Origin of the sequence: Streptomyces hazeniae (assembly GCF_031845485.1) — a bacterium.
GTDB lineage: Bacteria > Actinomycetota > Actinomycetes > Streptomycetales > Streptomycetaceae > Streptomyces > Streptomyces hazeniae.
Window position 1 is genome coordinate 94,340 of the sequence record NZ_JAVREQ010000010.1, and the last position, 19,319, is coordinate 113,658.

The following is a 19,319-nucleotide window of genomic DNA, read 5'->3' on the forward strand; positions in this document are numbered from 1 at the left end:
CGAAACGAGCCGGGAGAACCCGTCATGACCGCCGAGTCCACCGGTGCCGCCGGCGCCGAAGGCGCCAGCTACGCCGCCGCCGGCGTCGACATCGAAGCGGGCGACCGCGCCGTCGACCTCATGAAGGAGTGGGTGAAGAAGGCGCAGCGCCCGGAGTCCCTGGGCGGCCTCGGCGGCTTCGCCGGGCTCTTCGACGCCTCCGTCCTCAAGCGGTACGAGCGGCCGCTGCTCGCGTCCGCCACCGACGGCGTGGGCACCAAGGTCGACATCGCCCGGCGCATGGACATCCACGACTCGATCGGCCACGACCTGGTGGCGATGGTGGTGGACGACCTCGTCGTGTGCGGCGCCGAGCCGCTGTTCATGACCGACTACATCTGCGTCGGCAAGGTCGACCCGCACCGGGTCTCGCAGATCGTCAAGGGCATCGCGGAGGGTTGTGTGCTGGCCGGCTGCGCGCTGGTCGGCGGGGAGACCGCCGAGCACCCGGGCCTGCTGGGCGAGGACGAGTACGACGTCGCGGGCGCGGGCACCGGTGTGGTCGAGGCGGACGCCCTGCTGGGAGCCGATCGCATCCGTTCGGGGGACGCCGTCCTCGCCATGGCGTCGTCCGGTCTTCACTCGAACGGGTACTCGCTCGTCCGCCATGTGCTTTTCGACCGTGCCGGCTGGTCCCTCGACCGGCAGGTGGAGGACTTCGGGCGCACCCTCGGCGAGGAGCTGCTGGAGCCCACCAAGATCTACTCCCTGGACTGCCTGGCGCTGGCCCGCACCACCGAGGTGCACGCGTTCTCGCATGTCACCGGAGGCGGGCTGGCCGCCAACCTGGCCCGGGTGATCCCGGACGGGCTGCACGCCCGCGTCGACCGCGCGACCTGGACGCCGGGCCCGGTGTTCGGCCTGGTCGGCGCACTGGGCGGAGTCCCGCGTGCGGAGCTGGAGAAGACGCTGAACATGGGCGTCGGCATGGTCGCCGTCGTCCCGCAGTCCGCGGTCGGCGCCACGTTGAGCACGCTGTCCGCGCGGGGTGTCGACGCCTGGGTGGCGGGCGAGGTGACCGAGCGCGGCGACCGCGCCGAGACCGTCACGCTGACCGGCGACCACCCCGGAGCCTGACGCCCCGGCGGCCTGTCGGCAGCGCTGCGCCGTACGGCGGCGGGCAGCACAGAACCCGGTCCGGCGGAGGCCGGACCGGGCGTGTGGCTCAGGGCCGTGGCGCTCGGGGATGTCGCCGGGCGCCGCTTGCCGCGCGCGTCGTGCTCAGGCGCGACGCCGCTGCGACTCGGAGCGGGAGGACTCGTCGTCCTCGTCGTCCTCGTCGTCGTTGTACAGATCCGCGTACTGTGCGTACGGGTCGTCGTCCAGCTCATCGTCCTCGAACCGCTCGCCGTTCGGCGGCTCCTGGTTCGACGTCGATGCGCCCAGCTCCTCGGCCAGACGCGTGAGGTCCGTCCCACCGCTGTTGTACTTCAGCTGGCGGGCGACCTTCGTCTGCTTGGCCTTGGCCCGGCCGCGCCCCATGGCTCGACCCCCTCAACGACGGGGCTCGACGGCCCCAGAGTCTTGACACGCGTTCATCATTCGACAGCGGACGTGCGGTCTCTCGAGGGAGAGACCGGTCCGTGTGGCTTCAACGGTACCTGCTTCCGCTGCCGTACGGTACGTCGCCCGCACGGCGCGGCCGCTCGCCGCCTCGCCTGGTGACCCGTTTCCCACTGGTCAACGGGGATTTTACCTTCTGCACATCGTACGACCCGCCCAGGGGTGCGTGAGAAGGCTCTCGCCGGGCCGCCGGGCGGCTCCCCGCCGCCCGGCGGACACCGGCCGCGACCGCCCGGCACCCACCCGCGGGGAGCAGGTGCAGGCGGTCGCGGAGCGTCAGCGGGCCTCCGCCATGCGCTGCTCCGCGATCCGGTCGGCGGCGACGGCCGGCGGCACGTCGTCCCGCGCCGCCCGCTCGAAGATCGCCAGCGTGGTGTCCAGAATGCCCGTCGCCTTTGCCTTGGCACGTGCGAAGTCAAAGCCGTGCAGCTCGTCCGCGACCTGGATCACGCCACCGGCGTTCACCACGTAGTCGGGGGCGTAGAGGATGCCGCGCTGGGCGAGGTCCTTCTCCACGCCCGGGTGGGCGAGCTGGTTGTTGGCGGCACCGCAGACGATCTTCGCGGTGAGTGCCGGGACGGTGGCGTCGTTGAGGGCGCCGCCCAGCGCGCACGGCGCGTACACGTCGAGGCCCTCGGTGTGGATCAGGGTGGCGGTGTCGGCGACCACGGTGATCGAGGGGTGCGCGGCGCGGACCCGCTCGACCGACTCCTCGCGGACGTCCGTGACGACGACCTCGGCGCCGTCCTCGACCAGGTGCCCCACGAGGTGGTGGCCGACCTTGCCGACGCCGGCGACACCGACCCTGCGGCCGCGCAGCGTGGGCTCGCCCCACAGGTGCTGGGCGCTGGCCCGCATGCCCTGGAAGACGCCGAACGAGGTGAGCACGGAGGAGTCGCCGGCGCCGCCGTTCTCGGGGGAGCGGCCGGTCGTCCACTGGTTGGTGCGGGCGACGACGTCCATGTCCTGCACATAGGTGCCGACGTCGCAGGCGGTGACGTACCGGCCGCCGAGCGAGGCGACGAAGCGGCCGTAGGCCTCGAGCAGCGCCTCGGACTTCAGCTTGTCGGGGTCGCCGATGATGACCGCCTTGCCGCCGCCGTGCTCCAGGCCGGCGAGGGCGTTCTTGTACGACATGCCGCGCGACAGGTTCAGCGCGTCGCTGACGGCGTCCGCGTCGGAGGCGTAGGCGTGGAAGCGGGTGCCGCCGAGGGCGGGGCCCAGAGCGGTCGAGTGCACGGCGATCACGGCGCGGAGGCCGCTGTCCCGGTCCTGGCACAGCACGACCTGCTCGTGTCCGCCCTGTTCGGAGCGGAAGAGGGTGTGCAGCACTCCGTCGTCGTTGGCGGAGTGAGGACGTACGTCAGTCACGGTGGTGACTCCTGTAGTCGCGGAGGGATCGCCCTCCTGAGGGGTGGGAGGAGGGCGATGCTGTCATCTTTCGGCAGCAGGGTACGACCTGTCGGGGCACGGGAGGACCGCCGACGGTGACACGATCGTGTGAGGAAGTCGTCCGCCCCGTCCGGCGGTGGAACGAAAGACGTGGAGGAGTGAGCGTGCGGCAGAGCCCCGCGGCAGTGATTCCGTACGCGGCCTACCTGCGGGTGTACGAGCCGCTGGCCGCGTTCCCGGAGGCCGAGCGCGCGCACTGGGCGCGCTACGCGCGCCGGAAGAGGCTGCCCACGGCCCAGGACGAGCTGCGGCGCGCGCTCGCCGACCTGCTGCCGGTGCCGCCGGTGGTGGTGCCCGTGCGCGAGAGCGCGGAGGCGTTCGTCACCGACGTCGACGGGGTCACCTGCGTCTGCCCCTGGCGGACGCGGCTGCGCGGCTGGCAGGCCCTGGGCGGCCTCGTCGCCCCGCCGGGACCGCTGGTGCCGCAGATGCCCGGCCCGGTGCTGGACGCCGCCGTCCCGCCCGTCGTGCGGCGGCAGGCGATGGCCGACTACGACCGGTGGCGGGAGCGGAACCCGGACGCCCGGCCGTGGATCCGTTCCGCGCTGTGGCACGTGCCGGTGCGGTGGTTCGCACTCTTCACGGACGAAGAAAGGGAGTTTGCGAAGCCGGAAAGCGGTGAGGAGAGCGGAAGTCAGCAGTCCGTTCTCCGGTACCGGACGCCCATGGTGGAGGCGCGGCGTCGCCTCGCCCGCGGCCTGAAGGTGCTCCGCGAGGAGCTGGAGGACGGACCGCTCGTCGAGGGTCTGGTCGACGTGGGCCGCTGGCTGGAGGAGTTCCATCCGAGGTCACTCGTCGAACTGGATTACGGCGGTCTCGCGCACGTGATCCCCGAGGAGCAGCTCGCCGAGGACCACTCCGCGGCGGACGTGGCGGCAGGCGTCGCGGCGCTGCGCGAGGGGGACGCGGAGGCGGCCAACGAGGCGTACGAGCGGCTGACGGAGCGCTGGCGAGCGGTCCGCGACCTCCAGTTCGCGAACTGACGCCGACCGGGACCAATGTCCTGAACCGGGCTATCGGCACAAGGTGATGGAAAGCACGTTTTCCGGGTCTTGCTCTCAGACCCACTCCTCGTGTCAAAATAGGACAACGAGTCCGGAGGGGGTCCTTCTGTCCCACTAGGGGTAGAAAGATCAGAGTTGCACTCCTTGGTAGGTCTTATGACACCTGACCACCTTGTGACCCATCGTCACAGGGGCGTAACTGTCCGCTATGGCACGGTCCATCGGCATCCGCCGAGGTTGCACGCCTGAGAGGGCAATTCCATCGGTTTGGCCGACGTGGCTGGACAGATGGTGTAGTTGTAGTGCCGAGGACAAGCCGTTCGTCCTATAACCGACTCGACCCGCGCGCGCCATTTCGGGCAACGCGGGTCAAGGTGCAGAATTTAGAGGAAAGAACCGTATGGTTCGGTTCTCCCGAGGAGGCCGCTCATGACCGCTCGCACCCCTGATGCCGAGCCGCTGCTGACCCCGGCTGAGGTCGCCACCATGTTCCGCGTGGACCCGAAGACGGTCACGCGCTGGGCCAAGGCCGGCAAGCTCACGTCGATCCGCACGCTCGGAGGGCACCGCCGCTACCGCGAGGCGGAGGTCCGCGCCCTGCTCGCGGGCATCCCGCAGCAGCGCAGCGAGGCCTGAATCTTCAGGACGGGAAGCGAAATAACCGCATAATCGGGCGTCTTTCGGGTCCCCCACCCGCAGGACGCCAAGCAGTGCGACGACATCGCGCTGGGCTCCGCCGGGCCCAGCGCGATTGCGTTTGCCCTTCCGGGGAACCCGACTCCAGCCTCTCCAGGGGCAGTTGACGACGCACACCACCACCGTATCCGTGCAGTGCAATTGCACATATAAAATCGACGACCCGCCAGGGGTGCGTCAGTTGCACCTCGCGGCCAACATTTTCGGTGAGTCCCGTCACACGACCGGGGTCTTGTCCCCGTCCGGACTCCACGATAGAGGGAAGGGTGCGCCGGGCGGGGGTTCTTCCGTCACTTGGTGAAGGGACTTCGGTCCTCTGCACCCTCCAGCGCGAGGCGCAGCAGCCGGTGGCAGACCGGGCACTGGCGGGTGGAGTGCCGGTAACGGCTCGCGGCCGCCAGGTGGGCGCGCAGCAGCGCCCGCGTCTCGTGCCGCGCGCGGCGGGGACCGGAGTCGCCGTCCGGAGCTGTCGTCATGGCGCACACCTCCCTGCCACGTTACGTACCGCCCCGGTCGCACCCCGTCAAGCCCCACCCCCTCGCCGGCCGCCCAGACCCGACGAGCTACGGCCCTCCGGGCCCCGCCCCGCTGCGACAGGGCCTGGGCGCCCCCGACACCGGCGTGAGCCCTTCCCCGTACAGGGGGCCTGGGAGCAGGAGCAGGCCGCACCCGCCATGGACGTGAGGGGGCGTGGGCGGAGGGCAGGGCCGATGCGCCCGGAAACACTTGCCCGTGATGTGTGGGCCGCGAAGTAAGAGTCGTGCCCACCGTTCGCCGAGAACGCGGCCCGTACATCATGGGTTTCCGGGTCGTCGGCCCGGACCGCAGCCCACGCCCCCGCCCCCCCCCCCCACCCCCCCCGCCCCCGCCCCCGCCCCACACCCCGCCGGCCGCGGCACCGCCCCGCATGCGCGCCGGGCACGCACGACAAAGGCCCGCCCCCACAAAGGGAAGCGGGCCACTGCCGACAACGCGGTCCTGACGGGATTTGAACCCGCGGCCTCCACCTTGACAGGGTGGCGAGCACTCCAAACTGCTCCACAGGACCTGGATGGTTCGCCGACCCGGACCCGGGGCCCGTGCGGCGCGAGCCAGACTCTACCCCAGCTCAGCCCCGCCACGCGAATCCGTTCGGACGACCCCCGCCAGGCCCGCAGCGGCAGCCCCTAACGCGCCTGCGGCACCGCCGCGTCCACCGCCTTCATGATCCGCTTGTCGGACACCGGATACGCCGTGCCCAGCGCGTGCGCGAAGTAACTGACGCGCAGTTCCTCGAGCATCCAGCGGATGTCGCGGGCCTCCTTCGGCACCGGCCTCCCGGCCGGAAACTGCTCCAGCAGCCACAGGTACTCGTCCCGCATCTCCTGGACCTTCGCCATCCGCGCCCGGTCGCGTTCCGCGTGCTGCGGAAGCTGCTGCAGCCGCCGGTCCGCCGCGACGAGGTACCGCATCAGGTCGGGCAGCCGGCCCGCCCCGTGCTGCGTGACGAAGCCGTCGCAGACCAGCGCGGCCAACTGCTCCCGCACGTCGGTCAGCGAGGCCTCGAGCACCGGGCTCGTGATCGACCGGAGCCGCTGTTCGCACGAGTGCCACGCGGCCAGCACCTGCTGCACCTGCTGGACGGTCCGCAGCGTCGCCTCGACCAGGTCGGCGCGCACCGCGTCGAACAGTTTGCGCCACGCCTCCTCGTCCCAGGCCGGACCGCCGTGCACGGCGACCAGCCGGTCCGCGGAAGCCCGTACGCAGTCCTCGAAGAGCGCCTGCACGCTGCCGTGCGGGGACCGGGACAGGGCGAGCTTCTGCCGGTTGTCGAGCTGCGACTGGGCGAACTTCGCCGGGTCGGAGGGCAGGTTGAGCAGGATCAGTCGCCGCGTCCCGCGCCACATCGCGGCCTGCTGCTCGTGCACGGTGTCGAAGAGCTGCACGGACACCGAGTCCCCGTCGTCCACCAGGGCCGGGTACGCCCGGACCGGCTGGCCGGCGCGTCGGGTCTCGAAGGTGCGGGGCAGCGTGCCCAGCGTCCACGTCGTCAGGCCGCTGCGCCGTCCGAGCCCCGGTTCGGTGGCCGTCCCGGCGTCCGTCGTCAGGCCCGCCTGGTCACCGTCCCGCCGCCCGGCGCCTCCGTCACGCCCGTCGCGCCCGCTGCGCCCGTCGCCCCTTCCGCGCCCCCGCGCGGAGGAGTCGAACGCCTTGGACAGCGCCGCCTTCGTCTTCCCCTTCAGCCGCAGCCGCAGCGCCTCCAGGTCCTTGTCCTCGGCCAGCCTGCGGCGGCGCTCGTCGGTCACCCGGAAGGTGATCTTCAGGTGGTCGGGGACCTTCGCACGGTCGAAGTCCTCCTGAGCGATCCGGACGCCCACCATGCGCTGCAGCTCCTGCGCCAGCACCGCCGTCAGCGACCGCTCCAGGGGCGGCCCGCCGTCCGGTCCGTACGCGCCGTCCGGACCCCACAGGCCGAGGAAGCGCTGCGCGAAGTTCGGCGCCGGCACGTAGTTGCGGCGGATCGGCTTGGGCAGCGACCGGATCAGCTCGGTGACCAACTGTTCGCGCAGGCCGGGGATCTGCCAGTCGAACCCCTCCGACGTCACCTGGTTCAGTACGTGCAGCGGCACGTGCACGGTCACGCCGTCGGCGTCCGTCCCCGGCGCGGCCGTGCCCGGCTCGAACTGGTACGTCACGGGGAAGCGCAGCCGTCCCTGGTGCCACACGTCCGGGTAGTCGGTCTCGGTGACCTGCTCCGCCTGCTCGTTGATGAGCATGGACTTCTCGAAGTTCAGCAGGTCCGGCTCGTCCCGGCGCTTCGTCTTCCACCAGGAGTCGAAGTGCGCCCCCGACACGACGTGTTCGGGCACGCGCTGGTCGTAGAAGTCGTAGAGCGTCTCGTCGTCGACCAGGATGTCGCGGCGCCGCGCCCGGTGCTCGAGCTCCTCGACCTCCTCCAGCAGCTTCCGGTTCTCGCCGAAGAACTGGTGGTGGGTGCGCCAGTCGCCCTCCACCAGCGCGTTCCGGATGAACAGGTCGCGGCAGGTCTCGGGGTCGATGCGCCCGTAGTTGACCTTGCGCTGCGCGACGAGTGGCACGCCGTACAGCGTGACCCGCTCGTACGCCATGACCGCGGCCTGCTTCTGCTCCCAGTGCGGCTCGCTGTAGGTGCGTTTGACGAGGTGCTGCGCGAGCGGTTCGACCCACTCCGGCTCGATCTTCGCGTTGACCCGGGCCCACAGCCGCGAGGTCTCCACCAGCTCCGCCGACATCACCCAGCGCGGCGGCTTCCGGAACAGCGCGGACCCGGGGAACATCGCGAACTTCGCGCTCCGCGCGCCCAGGTACTCGTTCTTCTCGGTCTCCTTGAGCCCCACATGCGACAGCAGGCCGGCGAGCAGCGACTGGTGCACGGCCGTCGCGTCCACCTCGTCCTTCGGCTCGCCGATCTGGATGCCGAGCTGCTTCACCACCTGGCGGAGCTGGGCGTAGATGTCCTGCCACTCGCGTATGCGCAGGTAGTTGAGGTATTCCGACCTGCACATCCGGCGGAACGCGGACGACGACAGCGCCTTCTGCTGCTCGCGCACGTAGCGCCACAGGTTGAGGAACGCGAGGAAGTCGCTGCCCTCGTCCTTGAAGCGTGCGTGGTGCTGGTCGGCCTGCTGCTGCTTGTCCGACGGGCGCTCGCGCGGGTCCTGGAGGGACAGCGCGGCGGCGATGACCATGACCTCGCGGACACACCCGTTGCGGTCCGCCTCCAGCACCATGCGCGCCAGCCGCGGGTCGACCGGGAGCTGGGCGAGCTGCCGGCCGGTCCTCGTCAGGCGCTTGCGCGGGTCCTTCTGCTGCGTGTCCAGCGCGTGCAGTTCCTCCAGCAGCTGCACACCGGCCTTGATGCTGCGGTGGTCCGGCGGGTCGATGAAGGGGAACTTCTCGATGTCGCCCAGACCGGCCGCGGTCATCTGGAGGATGACGGAGGCCAGGTTGGTCCGCAGGATCTCGGCGTCGGTGAACTCGGGGCGGGAGAGGAAGTCGTCCTCCGAGTACAGCCGGATGCAGATGCCGTCCGACGTACGGCCGCAGCGGCCCTTGCGCTGGTTGGCGCTGGCCTGCGAGACGGCTTCGATGGGAAGGCGCTGCACCTTGGTGCGGTGGCTGTAGCGCGAGATGCGGGCGGTGCCCGGGTCGATCACGTACTTGATGCCGGGGACGGTCAGCGACGTCTCCGCGACGTTGGTGGCGAGGACGATGCGGCGTCCGGAGTGGCGCTGGAAGACGCGGTGCTGCTCGGCGTGCGAGAGGCGCGCGTACAGCGGCAGCACCTCGGTCTGTCTCAGCTTCTTCTTGTTCAGCGCGTCGGCGGTGTCGCGGATCTCGCGTTCGCCGGAGAGGAAGACCAGCACGTCGCCCGGGCCCTCGGCCTGAAGTTCGTCGACGGCGTCGCAGATCGCGGTGACCTGGTCGCGGTCCTTCTCGTCGGAGTTCTCCTCCAGCAGCGGCCGGTACCGCACCTCCACCGGGTACGTGCGGCCGCTGACCTCGACGATCGGGGCGTCGCCGAAGTGGCGGGAGAACCGCTCGGGGTCGATCGTCGCGGAGGTGATCACGACCTTGAGATCGGGGCGGCGGGGCAGGAGCTGCGCGAGGTAGCCGAGCAGGAAGTCGATGTTGAGGCTGCGTTCGTGCGCCTCGTCGATGATCAGGGTGTCGTACTGGCGCAGCTCGCCGTCGGTCTGGATCTCGGCCAGCAGGATGCCGTCCGTCATCAGCTTGACCAGCGTGTGGTCCTTCACCTGGTCGGTGAAGCGGACCTTCCAGCCCACCGTCTCGCCCAGCGGCGACTTCAGCTCCTCCGCCACGCGCTCCGCGACCGTGCGGGCCGCGATGCGGCGCGGCTGGGTGTGGCCGATGGTGCCGCGCAGGCCGCGGCCCAGCTCCATGCAGATCTTCGGGATCTGCGTGGTCTTGCCGGAACCCGTCTCACCGGCGACGATCACGACCTGGTGGTCGCGGATCGCCTCCAGGATCGCGTCCTTCTTCTGGCTGACCGGGAGCTGCTCGGGGTAGGTGATCGCCGGCACCGCGTCCCGGCGGGACGCGACCCGCAGCTCGGAGACGTCCATCGCGTCCGCGATCTCGCGGAGCACGGCGTCCCGCGCCTCCGGCTTGCGGATGCGGCGCGCGCCGTCGAGACGGCGCCCCAGCCGCTGCTGGTCGCGCAGCATCAGCTCGGGCAGGCGCTCCAGCAGGGCGGGGAGCGTCGGGGCGGCGGCAGGAGATCTGGACATACGGAGCCCAGGATCGCACCTCGCGGATTCGGGTGGCGAATCAATTCCGGGCCGCGGCCCCCTGCCCGGCGCCGCCGGATCCCCGCCGAACCGCTCGCTGCCGCTACCGGAACATCCCGTGGATCCCCTTTACGGTGATCCGGGTGAGCGACGAGGAGCGGGACGCGGCGGGGCCACAGGAGGAGCCGGACGGTGCGGGTGCGCCGGAGGCACCGCGAGGGCCGGGGGCACCGGAGGAAGCGGGAACACAGGCGGCACGGCGGGGCCCGCGCGGCTGGTGGGCGGCGTTCCGCGCGTCCCCCCTTCTCCCGGCCGTGGTGATCTCGCTGATCGTGGCCGCCGCGGCCGGCCTCTTCGCCGGCTCCTACACCTACGCCATGGCCGACCCCGCCCCGCGTCACGTCCCCACGGCCGTCGTCGGCGAGGCCGACCAGGGCGGGCGGCGTACCGCCTTCGTCCGTGCCCTGGAGCAGCGGCTCGACTCCTCGCTCACCCTGCACCGACTCCCCTCGTACGGCGCGGCGCGCAGCGCGATGGAGGCACAGGAGGTCTTCGCGATCATCCGGCTCTCCCGCGAGCGGGGCGTCGAGCTGGACGTGGCGGGCGCCGCCGGCTCGTCCGTGGCGCAGCTGCTGCGGGAGGCCGGGCCGAAGGCGGGAGACGCCGTCGGCGTCACGGTCCGGGTGCGGGATCTCCATCCGCTCCAGCCCGGCGACCCACGCGGCCTCGCGCTCTTCTACATCTCCCTGGCCGCCGTGATCATCGGCTTCGTCGGCGCCATCCAGCTCGGCGTCCACGCCAAGGCCCTCGATCCGGCCGAACGCATCGCCTTCACCGCCGGGTACGCCGTTCTCGGCGGCTTCACCATCGCCGCCGTCGTCGACTGGCTGCTCGCCGCGGTGCGCCTGCCGTTCGCGCACGCGTGGCTGATCCTTTCCCTGACGATGTTCACGTCCGGAATGGTCTTCACGATGTTCCAGGCCCTCTTCGACCGCTGGGCGGTCCTTCCCACCTGGGGGCTGATGGTCATCCTCGGCAACCCCTCCTCCGGAGGCGCGGTGTCCTGGCCCCTGCTGCCCTCCCCGTTCGGCACCGTCGGCCGCTGGCTCCCGCCCGGCGCCTCCGTCAACGCCCAGCACACGGCCGTCTACTTTCCCGGCAACCTCCATCCGCAGCCGTACGCCTGCCTGGCCGCCTGGTCCCTCGTCTCCTGCACCGTCTTCTGGCTGCATCGCCACCGCCACCCCGGCGGCCGCGCCTGACGCCCGGCGCAGGGGCGGCCGTCCCTGCCGGCTTGCCGGCGACTCACGGCCCGGAGCGTTCCTGGCCCCAACCGCGGCCGGTGCCTCCTTGCACGGGACCGGTGCGGGTGTCCTGCTGCAGCATCCGACGGAAGTCGTATCCGCACGAGCGGCACTGCATCACGCCCTTGCGCACGCTGTTGCCGCAGGCGGGACAGTTGCGCCCGTGCGGCTTGGTGACCAGCCACAGCACGCCGAGGATGACGTCGCTCAACGCCCAGAGCACGATGAGCAGCGAGACCCCGATGCCCGTGCCGACCTGACCCGCCTGGCAGGTCGTCAGGGCGTCCCCGGTCTTCCCGCTGCAGTCCGGGCCACTGGTGGCGCCGGTGATTACCCAGATCAGCATGATCAGGTTGAACGCGAGGATCACCCAGGTGAAGAAGCGCCAGCGGGGGAGAAAGCTGCGGCGGATCTTGCCCGGCGGGCCCGCCGCCGGAGAAGGCTGGCTCGTGGCCATACGCCTCACCTCCACGTGAGAGGAGGCTGCCCCGTTCGAGCAGTGTTGCTCCTTCTGTCATGCTCGCCACCAGCAGGTCTCGCCGCAATGCCCCTTTTGTCGCAATTGCATCACGGTGTCGGTGCTCGTCTCACGTCCCCGTGGCGCCGTCGAGGCGTTCGCGGAGCAGGTCGGCGTGGCCGTTGTGACGGGCGTACTCCTCGATCATGTGGACCAGGATCCAGCGCAGGGAGACCTTGTCGTCGCCGCCGAGATGCGCGGCCTCCGCGGCGGGCAGCGTGCCGCAGTCGTCCAGCGACGCGTCGGCGATCGCGGCGCGGCTCCGTGCGACCTCCACGCGCCAGACGGCCAGCACCTCGTCGATCCCCCGACCGGCCGACAGTGTGAAGCCGTTCGGACCGTCCTCGTACACCCGGTCCACCGGAGAGCCGGTGAACACCCGCTGGAACCAGTTCCGTTCGACCTCCGCCATGTGCTGGACCAGACCCAGCAGCGTCATCGACGACGGCTCCACGGAGGCACGCCGGAGCTGCGCGTCGTCCAGACCGGCGCACTTCAGCGGCAGGGTCGCCCGGTGAAAATCCAGCCAGCTCTCCAGCGTGGCCCGTTCGTCGGCCCGCGGCGGCGGGACGGCACGTCCGTCCGGCATCGTCGTCATGCCACCACGCTCGCACGGACCACTGACATCGGAGGGGTGCCGCGAGGTCCCCCTCCCCGGTCTCAGCGGCTCCGTACTCCGGCGGAGTGCCGGTGAGTACGGCGACTCAGGCCCCGGGGCGCCGAACGGCGTTGGATGGGCGCATGACCGATACGACCGCCCCGCACACCCCCGCTCCGAGGTGCTGGATCGCCCCGCTGATGAGCACCCTCGTCACGCTGCCGCTTGGCTTCGTCGTCGTCGGCATCGCCGGGTTGTCGCAGATGGCCTGCGACTCGTGCTTCGGCAGTGAGGCCGACCGTTTCGAGGACAGCTTCGCCACCGCCTTCGCCGTCTTCTGCTGGGGCCTCCTCGTCCCGGCCGGCCTGCTCGTCCTGAGCTGGGCCCTGCCCCGGCAGCGGCGTTTCGCCGCGCTCCGGGTGCTGGTGTCGGTCCTGGCGCCGGTCGCGGTCGTCGCGCTGTACCTCGTCTTCAGCGCCCTCGTCCGGTGGCCGGCGTGACGACCCCCGCCCGCCGCCTGCGGGCGGGCGGCGGCTCCGCGCCGAAGACCCAGGGGGCGAGGACGAGTTCGGCCCCGTCGGGGTCCCGGAAGGTGACGGCGTCGTTGAGGGTCCAGTAGCGGTTCTGCCCGACCGGCTCGTGACCGGCGTCCGCCAGCCGGCCGACGACGGCGTCCCGGGCCGCCCGGCCCGGGAAGTACAGCACCAGCTGTTCGTGCGGACGACCGCCCGGCAACGGCCGGTCTTCCGGCAGCAGTTCGAACGTCGCCGGCGTGCCCGGCAGCCCGAAGACCGCCACCCCGTGCCCGTCCGGACCGTCCTCGGCCAGGTGGACCACGGGAAGGCGGACGACGTCGCGGTAGAACGCCACCGCCTCCGCGTACCGGTGCGAGCGCCGCGCCGTACGCGCCGCCGCCACGGTCGCCGTGTCCGCCTCCGGCACCACGCGGACGTTGAAGGCGTGCGAGCCCAACGCCCCGGCCACGCCCAGGAAGAGCAGCGCGAAGTGCTCCTGACCACGTGCCGTGCCGATGCCGCCGAGGTCCAGGAGGGCCGTCTCCGGCCAGCCGAGATCGTGCAGCAGCCCGCCCACGACGGCTTTCGCGCCGGCGTCGTCACCGGACAGGAACACCGTGGACGGTCCGCTCAGCCCGCCCGGATCGCGCATCACCGAAGCGGTCACCGTGCACAGCGTCTTGACCACCCGGAGCGCCGGATGCGCGGCCTGGAGCCGTTCGCCCAGCGAAACACCGGGATGGGCGAGTGCGCCGTCCAGCGTGAAGCCGATGCCGACGTCCACCAGCACCGTGCCCGCCGGTACCTCCCCGGCGAGCGAGGCGAGCACCGCTTCCGACTCCGTGCCGGGCGTCGCGTTCACCAGCACCTCACCGTGCGCCGCGGCCCCGGCGAGCGACCGTACGTCCGGCCCGGCGTCCCCCCGTTCCGCCGGGGCCCGCGACCCCAGCACCACCTCGTGTCCGGCCGCCGCCCATCCCTCCCCCAGCGCCCGCGCGACGTTCCCCGTCCCCAGAATCCCGATCCGCATGCGCCCGAACCTACGCAGCCCCCGTCCCGTCCGGATCGACCCGGCGGACCAACGACCTCCGCTCTGCGACGTAGGTCGCACGTCCCGGAGCGGCCCGTAACCTGAGGCGCATGCCGCACGGTTCTCCGCACGACCCCGCGCCCGAACGGCTGCTCCGCTGTGCCGGCGCCGTCGTGGGCGCTGCGGTCGGAGACGCACTGGGCGCGCCTTTCGAATTCGGGCCGGAGGGCGCGTTCTCCGCACGGTTCCCCGAGCCCGGAAGGGGCGGGGAGATGTGCGGGGGCGGAGGCTGGGAACCGGGGGAGGCGACGGACGACACGCAGATGGCCGTGCTGGTCGGGGAGTCCCTGCTGGACCGTTGCCGCCTCGACCTGCCGGACGTCTTCGGGCGCTTCCAGCGCTGGGCGGCAGCCGATCCCAAGGACATCGGACTGCAGACCGAGGACGTGCTCACGAACGGCAAGCCCTGGGACACGGCCGCCGCGACCCACTTCGACACCAACCTGCGCGCGGCGGGCAACGGAGCTCTGATGCGCGCCTCGACGGCCGCGGTGCACTTCGCGAGTGCCGGCCGCCGGGCCACGATGAACGCGGCCCGCCGCATCACCGCGCTCACCCACGGCGACCCGGCGGCATGGGAGGGCACGGCAGTCTTCCACGAGTTGGTGCGCTGCGCCCTCCACGGCGACGACCCGCTCGCAGCGATCCCGGAGACCCTCACCGCCGTCCACCCGGAACACCGGGAGCGGTACGCAGCGGTGCTCGCACCCGACTGGGACCCCGGAAAGGCGACCGAGTTCAACGGCGCCGTGTGGCCGTGCCTGGGATCGGCCGTGTGGGCTTTGCGGACGACGTGCGACTTCGAGCAGGCCGTGCGCGCGGCCGTCGATCTCGGCGGCGACACCGACACGGTCGCCGCCGTGACGGGCGGGCTGGCCGGGGCCTGCTACGGAATCGGCGCGCTGCCGGAACGCTGGACCGCGGTGCTCCACGTGCCGCTGCCGGGATGGCCCGGCCGTGTTCTGCGCCGCCGCGATCTGATGGAGCTGGCCCGGAGACTCTCCGTGGGCGCGTGACCCTCGTCGGCGTGCGAGGGCGCCGGGCCGTGGCTAGCGTGAAAGGAGGGGGAAGCCCCTCGATACGGAAAGAGCGCAGAGTGATGGCCGTGCGACCGGAAGGCACCCCCTGCTGGGCCGACGCGATGTTCGACGACGTCGATGCGGCGAAGCGCTTCTACGGCGACGTGCTGGGCTGGACGTTCGCCGCACCCGACCCGCGGTTCGGCGACTACGCGCAGGCGTACGCCGACGGCAAGGCCGTCGCCGCCGTCTCGCCCACCATGCCCGGCATGGAAGGCGGCGCCGGCGCCTGGTGCCTGTACCTCGCCTCGCCCGACCTCGACGCGACCGCGCAGAAGGTGCGGGATGCGGGCGGCGAGGTGCTGATGGGGCCGATGGACGTCGGCGACTTCGGCGGGATGCTGCTCGTCCGCGACCCGGGCGGCGTCGTCTTCGGCGTGGCGGGCCGGCACGCACCAGGGCTTCGACGCCGAGGCCGTCCCCGGCGCGTACTGCTGGGCGGAGGTCTACACCCGGGAGGCGCCGGCGGCCGACACCTTCTTCTCCCGCGTCTTCCCGTACCGCGTGCGGCACGTGGAGGACACCGGAGGCATGGACTTCAACGTCTACGCACTCGGCGAGGACGCCGTCCTCGGCCGGATGAAGATGAACGCAGCGGACTTCCCGCCCGAGGTCCCGTCCTACCTCAACGTCTACTTCACCGTGCCGGACTGCGACGACGCCGTCGCGAGGGCGGCCGAGAGCGGCGGGAGGCTCCACTTCGGCCCCGTGGACACGCCGTTCGGCCGCTTCGCCTCCCTCGGCGACCCGCAGGGCGCGGCGTTCTCCGTCATCGACATCACCACGACGGAAGGCGAGATGCCGAAGATCACCGACGTCTCCTGACACGACCCGCGTGAGCGCGGCGGCGATCCTGCCCCTCCAGGCAGGGAGCGACCGAAACCGCCGAAACGATCCCCTGCCGGAGGCGTCCGGCAGGGGATCACCGTTGTCCGACGCGTCCGACGCGTCCGACGGTCCGGAGCGACGGCTCCGAGCAGAGGCCACCGGGTGGAGCGGGCGTGTCTGACGTCTGGTCATGCTGCGGGGCCGGTGCTTGACTCTGCGGCGGCGGGGCGCCGTCCAGGCCCTCCGCCGGTCCGTCGTCCCCCCACCGCACGGAGAAGCCTTGAGACTCCTCGCACTCGCCCGCGCCGTCGCCGTCACCGTCCTGGCCGCGTCCTCGGTCCTGGTCGCCGCGCCCGCCTCCCCCGCAGCCGGGCCGGACACCCAGGGCGCGCCCGAAAAGGCCGCACGCCCGCTGGCCGCCGACCCGATCAACGTCTACCCGCCCATCCAGGGACCGTCCATCTGGGACCGGTTCGGCCAGACCCCGCCGTCCTCGCACCACCGGGTCTTCTCCAACTGGGGCTATCTGAACGACTGGTCGGTGGACATCTACCAGAATCCGGGGGCCACGGTCGTCTCGCCGTTCGGTAGCAAGACGGCGTCGGGCAGCCCGGTGTCGGTCCGCGTGGTCACCGTCACCCCGGGCTGTGCGACCGGGAACCTCGCCGACGGCGGCTGGCGCATCGGTCTGGAGGCCCGCAACGACGCCACCGGCGCCGTGGTCGGACGGGCGGACGTGATGCACGTCGACCGCAAGCCGGACGCCATCGCGGTCGGCGCCACGGTCGGCCCGTGGACGAAGCTCGGCGAGACGGGCCGCTTCCGGTACTCCTCCTGCTACCAGGTGAACGGCGACACCGGCGCGCACATCCACCTGGAGGTCATCAACAAGACCCGCTATTCCTGCTACATCCCCCGCGCTGCGGGCACGGGGCTGGGCGACGAGACGGCCGTTGGGCGCGTCGGCACGGAGAACAGCGGGCCGCAGCAGGCCTGCTGAGCGGTCACTCCCTGCCGTCGTCATCGGCCTTGGGCAGCGGGCCCCAGCCGGTTCCGCTGCCAGGGGCGCGCCCGGACGACGGCACATCCGATGGCCGCACTGAGGTCGGCCGGTGATGTCACCTCACGAGAAAACCCCCTGCCGGACGTGTCCGGCAGGGGGTTTCCCTGTTCACGCGGTGTGGCTGGGGCCGGGGTCGAACCGGCGACCTTCCGCTTTTCAGGCGGACGCTCGTACCAACTGAGCTACCCAGCCACAGCGGTCCTGACGGGATTTGAACCCGCGGCCTCCACCTTGACAGGGTGGCGAGCACTCCAAACTGCTCCACAGGACCAAGCTCGTGCTGTGCGGGAACCAGTCTCGCACAGGGTGGTGCGTGCCCCCAACGGGATTCGAACCCGTGCTACCGCCTTGAAAGGGCGGCGTCCTGGGCCACTAGACGATGAGGGCTGATGACCCACCTGGGCGCTTCGCAGCGCGTCGGGGACGTGAGAAGCATATGGGATGGCGGGACGGAACGCCAAAACGGATTCCCGTACGACCGTGATCGGTGGAACGCCGCAGGTCACGGCGCCGCCTCCCGGGCGGGGGCGCCGGTGGTGGGCGGGACGCCGGGTGCGGGGCTCCCCGGGCCGGGCGTGCCGGGCGGCTCGCCCGGCACCGAAGGCGACGGCGAGGGGGAGGAGGGGGAGGGGGACGGGGTGGGCTCCGGCGGGTTCACGTCGCCGGGCAGGTGCCGGCTGACCTCGGCCTTGGACAGCCCCAGCCCGCCGAGCGTGATCGAGTCCCAGGCCTGGAGCCGGTCGGTCTCCTCGTCCAGGTAGAGCACGGTGGCCTGCACCTGCTGCGGGTCGTCGTCCTCGACGGCGCGGAGGCCGCCGCCGCCCGTGGTGCCCTCGACCATCAGGCGGGTGCCGTCCTCGAGGATCTCGTTGCTGCGCTTGTGGGTGTGGCCCGCGAGGGCGAGCGGCACCTCGCCGTCGGTCTCGGCGGCGGCGACCGGGTTGTGCATCACGGCGATGTCCACGGGGGTGTCCTGTGCCGCCTGCTTGCGGAGCGCGAACGCCAGCTCACGCCCGGCGGCGCGTTCCGCCGGGTCGCCCTCGGGGACGACGGAACGGTCGGGGGTGAACTGCGGGTCGCCCATGCCGGCGATGCGGACGCCCGCGACGGTCACGGCGACGCCGTTGTCCAGCACGTACACGCCGTCGCCCAGCTCGGCCATGGCCGCCTGCGTCTCGATGGAGTCGTGGTTGCCGCGCACCCACACGTAGGGGGCGCCGAGGTCCGGGACGGGGTCGAGGAAGTAGTTCTCGGCGGCGGTGCCGTGGTCCATGGTGTCGCCCGCGTCGACGATGACGTCGATGTCGTACTGCTCGACCAGGGAGCGCACGACGCTCCACGCGATCGGGTTGAGATGGATGTCGGAGACGTGCAGCACGCGCGTGGTGTTCGGCGACGGCTGGTAGGCGGGCAGGGTGGAGGTCGCCTCGTAGAGCTTGGTGACGTTGGTGACCAGCCGGGCCAGTTCCTCCTGGTAGACGCCGAAGTCCGTGACGATGCTGCGGGCGCTGCCCACCACGGACGGCGCGCTGGCGAGCAGGCCGGAGAACTTCGGCTCCAGCACCGACTTCGGGTTCCAGGTCGCGAGCGCCGTGACGCCGGAAGTGGCGAGCAGCGCGAGAGCGAGTCCGCCCGCGGCCAGCGCGCGGCGCGGGCGCCGGTAGACGGCCAGGCCCAGCACCGTGGAGCCGAGCACCACGGCGACGACCGTGCGTACGGCGACGTCGAGTACGCCGTCCTGCACGTCGGTGGTGATCTCGTTCTCGAGGCCGTTGATCCGTTCCGGGTGGCTGACGAGGGCGGTGGACCGTACGGGGTCGAGCTGGTCGACGTTCACGTCGAGGCGGAGCGGCGCGTGATGACTGTCCAGCTCCAGGGAGCCGAGCGGCGACACGTTGATCTTCGTGCCGCCGGAGAGCGAGGGGCGCAGGGTCATCGTGGTGTCCATCGGCCCGACGTCGGTGCGCACGTTTCCCACGATCAGCAGGCCCAGCCAGGCCCCCAGGAGGGTGATGGCGACCAGGCCGCCCGCACGCTTCCAGCGCTGCGCGGGGCGCCCCTCCCGGGACAGTTCCGCACCTTGCGGGGGCTGCGCCGCTCCGTCGGCGGCCGCGGCGGCGGGGCTGTTGCGCGGACGTCTCACCCACCGCCGTACGCGTGCGGCGGCGGCGCGTCCCGCGCGCCCGGCACGTGAGAGGGCGGCTCCCGGCGATCGGAACGGACGGAGGGTCGGACGGTGCCGTTCTTCACGCGCGGCCATGGAGCCCCCTATGCCCTGGACGCAGGAGATTCATGCAGAAC

General features: G+C 71.8%; 15 protein-coding genes, 4 tRNA genes and 1 pseudogene. 8 read left to right on the top strand and 12 right to left on the bottom strand.

Translation table 11 applies throughout. From position 1 onward, the window contains the following. Positions 1–24 precede the first annotated feature (24 nt). Complete coding sequence (purM, locus tag RM572_RS13325; protein ID WP_311673537.1) at positions 25–1,116, top strand: phosphoribosylformylglycinamidine cyclo-ligase; 1,092 nt, start codon at positions 25–27, stop codon at positions 1,114–1,116. Between the two features lie 144 nt (positions 1,117–1,260). Here purM and RM572_RS13330 read toward each other — a convergent pair whose 3' ends face one another. Both RM572_RS13330 and RM572_RS13335 read right to left on the bottom strand, forming a co-directional pair. Then, on the bottom strand, positions 1,261–1,521 hold the full coding sequence (locus RM572_RS13330; protein ID WP_136183399.1) for a DUF3073 domain-containing protein: 261 nt from the start codon (positions 1,519–1,521) through the stop codon (positions 1,261–1,263). Positions 1,522–1,878: 357 nt separating this feature from the next. Continuing rightward, a complete protein-coding gene (locus RM572_RS13335; protein ID WP_311673539.1) occupies positions 1,879–2,973 on the bottom strand; it encodes a Leu/Phe/Val dehydrogenase in 1,095 nt (364 codons plus the stop codon). 185 nt (positions 2,974–3,158) lie between these two features. Here RM572_RS13335 and RM572_RS13340 point away from each other — a divergent pair, with 185 nt between their 5' ends. Beyond that, complete coding sequence (locus tag RM572_RS13340; RefSeq protein ID WP_311673540.1) at positions 3,159–4,037, top strand: hypothetical protein; 879 nt, start codon at positions 3,159–3,161, stop codon at positions 4,035–4,037. Positions 4,038–4,487: 450 nt separating this feature from the next. Further along, a complete protein-coding gene (gene bldC / locus RM572_RS13345; protein WP_003949541.1) occupies positions 4,488–4,694 on the top strand; it encodes a developmental transcriptional regulator BldC in 207 nt (68 codons plus the stop codon). 350 nt (positions 4,695–5,044) lie between these two features. On the opposite strand, the gene RM572_RS13350 is transcribed toward bldC, so the two are convergent. From RM572_RS13350 to hrpA, 3 genes are all read right to left on the bottom strand, one after another. Further along, the gene (locus RM572_RS13350) at positions 5,045–5,230 is read right to left on the bottom strand and encodes a DUF6274 family protein (protein ID WP_037790357.1); all 186 of its coding nucleotides are present in this window, start codon (positions 5,228–5,230) and stop codon (positions 5,045–5,047) included. Positions 5,231–5,727: 497 nt separating this feature from the next. Further along, positions 5,728–5,802: transfer RNA gene (locus RM572_RS13355), tRNA-Asp, on the bottom strand. Between the two features lie 118 nt (positions 5,803–5,920). Continuing rightward, positions 5,921–10,024: an ATP-dependent RNA helicase HrpA gene (gene hrpA / locus RM572_RS13360; protein ID WP_311673541.1), complete on the bottom strand. Its 4,104-nt coding sequence runs from the start codon at positions 10,022–10,024 to the stop codon at positions 5,921–5,923. A gap of 143 nt (positions 10,025–10,167) precedes the next feature. On the opposite strand from hrpA, the gene RM572_RS13365 reads away from it, so the two are divergent. Beyond that, on the top strand, positions 10,168–11,286 hold the full coding sequence (locus tag RM572_RS13365) for an ABC-2 transporter permease (RefSeq protein ID WP_311673542.1): 1,119 nt from the start codon (positions 10,168–10,170) through the stop codon (positions 11,284–11,286). 43 nt (positions 11,287–11,329) lie between these two features. Here the strand turns inward: RM572_RS13365 and RM572_RS13370 are convergent, their stop codons facing one another. Further along, positions 11,330–11,785: a hypothetical protein gene (locus RM572_RS13370; RefSeq protein WP_311673543.1), complete on the bottom strand. Its 456-nt coding sequence runs from the start codon at positions 11,783–11,785 to the stop codon at positions 11,330–11,332. A 130-nt stretch (positions 11,786–11,915) separates the two neighbouring features. Then, on the bottom strand, positions 11,916–12,443 hold the full coding sequence (locus tag RM572_RS13375) for a DinB family protein (RefSeq protein ID WP_311673544.1): 528 nt from the start codon (positions 12,441–12,443) through the stop codon (positions 11,916–11,918). A gap of 143 nt (positions 12,444–12,586) precedes the next feature. Between RM572_RS13375 and RM572_RS13380 the strand changes: the two genes are divergently transcribed. Then, positions 12,587–12,943: a hypothetical protein gene (locus RM572_RS13380; RefSeq protein WP_311673545.1), complete on the top strand. Its 357-nt coding sequence runs from the start codon at positions 12,587–12,589 to the stop codon at positions 12,941–12,943. On the opposite strand, the gene RM572_RS13385 is transcribed toward RM572_RS13380, so the two are convergent. Beyond that, complete coding sequence (locus RM572_RS13385) at positions 12,915–13,988, bottom strand: NAD(P)-binding domain-containing protein (protein WP_311673546.1); 1,074 nt, start codon at positions 13,986–13,988, stop codon at positions 12,915–12,917. The genes RM572_RS13380 and RM572_RS13385 overlap by 29 nt on opposite strands. Before the next feature lie 110 nt (positions 13,989–14,098). On the opposite strand from RM572_RS13385, the gene RM572_RS13390 reads away from it, so the two are divergent. The 3 genes and pseudogenes from RM572_RS13390 (at position 14,099) to RM572_RS13400 (ending at position 16,955) form a co-directional block, all read left to right on the top strand. Next, positions 14,099–15,064 carry an ADP-ribosylglycohydrolase family protein gene (locus RM572_RS13390; protein WP_311673547.1) on the top strand — a complete coding sequence of 322 codons (966 nt, stop codon included), beginning with the start codon at positions 14,099–14,101 and terminating at the stop codon, positions 15,062–15,064. Positions 15,065–15,147: 83 nt separating this feature from the next. Further along, positions 15,148–15,952, top strand: a pseudogene (locus tag RM572_RS13395) (VOC family protein). Positions 15,953–16,235: 283 nt separating this feature from the next. Next, entirely contained in the window at positions 16,236–16,955 is a 720-nt protein-coding gene (locus tag RM572_RS13400; protein WP_311673548.1) for a hypothetical protein, read from the top strand. A 181-nt stretch (positions 16,956–17,136) separates the two neighbouring features. Here RM572_RS13400 and RM572_RS13405 read toward each other — a convergent pair. From RM572_RS13405 to RM572_RS13420, 4 genes are all read right to left on the bottom strand, one after another. After that, positions 17,137–17,210: transfer RNA gene (locus RM572_RS13405), tRNA-Phe, on the bottom strand. Between the two features lie 4 nt (positions 17,211–17,214). Continuing rightward, positions 17,215–17,289: transfer RNA gene (locus RM572_RS13410), tRNA-Asp, on the bottom strand. A 43-nt stretch (positions 17,290–17,332) separates the two neighbouring features. Further along, positions 17,333–17,405, bottom strand: a tRNA-Glu gene (locus tag RM572_RS13415). A gap of 115 nt (positions 17,406–17,520) precedes the next feature. Then, a complete protein-coding gene (locus RM572_RS13420; protein ID WP_311673549.1) occupies positions 17,521–19,278 on the bottom strand; it encodes a metallophosphoesterase family protein in 1,758 nt (585 codons plus the stop codon). Positions 19,279–19,319: the final 41 nt, after the last annotated feature.

Excerpts from the sequence above, each read along its gene's own strand:
- hrpA (WP_311673541.1), bottom strand. The coding sequence starts at position 10,024 with ATGTCCAGATCTCCTGCCGCCGCCCCGACGCTCCCCGCCCTGCTGGAG.
- purM (WP_311673537.1), top strand. The coding sequence starts at position 25 with ATGACCGCCGAGTCCACCGGTGCCGCCGGCGCCGAAGGCGCCAGCTAC.
- RM572_RS13390 (WP_311673547.1), top strand. The coding sequence starts at position 14,099 with ATGCCGCACGGTTCTCCGCACGACCCCGCGCCCGAACGGCTGCTCCGC.
- bldC (WP_003949541.1), top strand. The coding sequence starts at position 4,488 with ATGACCGCTCGCACCCCTGATGCCGAGCCGCTGCTGACCCCGGCTGAG.
- RM572_RS13350 (WP_037790357.1), bottom strand. The coding sequence starts at position 5,230 with ATGACGACAGCTCCGGACGGCGACTCCGGTCCCCGCCGCGCGCGGCAC.
- RM572_RS13375 (WP_311673544.1), bottom strand. The coding sequence starts at position 12,443 with ATGACGACGATGCCGGACGGACGTGCCGTCCCGCCGCCGCGGGCCGAC.
- RM572_RS13385 (WP_311673546.1), bottom strand. The coding sequence starts at position 13,988 with ATGCGGATCGGGATTCTGGGGACGGGGAACGTCGCGCGGGCGCTGGGG.
- RM572_RS13420 (WP_311673549.1), bottom strand. The coding sequence starts at position 19,278 with ATGGCCGCGCGTGAAGAACGGCACCGTCCGACCCTCCGTCCGTTCCGA.
- RM572_RS13370 (WP_311673543.1), bottom strand. The coding sequence starts at position 11,785 with ATGGCCACGAGCCAGCCTTCTCCGGCGGCGGGCCCGCCGGGCAAGATC.
- RM572_RS13330 (WP_136183399.1), bottom strand. The coding sequence starts at position 1,521 with ATGGGGCGCGGCCGGGCCAAGGCCAAGCAGACGAAGGTCGCCCGCCAG.
- RM572_RS13380 (WP_311673545.1), top strand. The coding sequence starts at position 12,587 with ATGACCGATACGACCGCCCCGCACACCCCCGCTCCGAGGTGCTGGATC.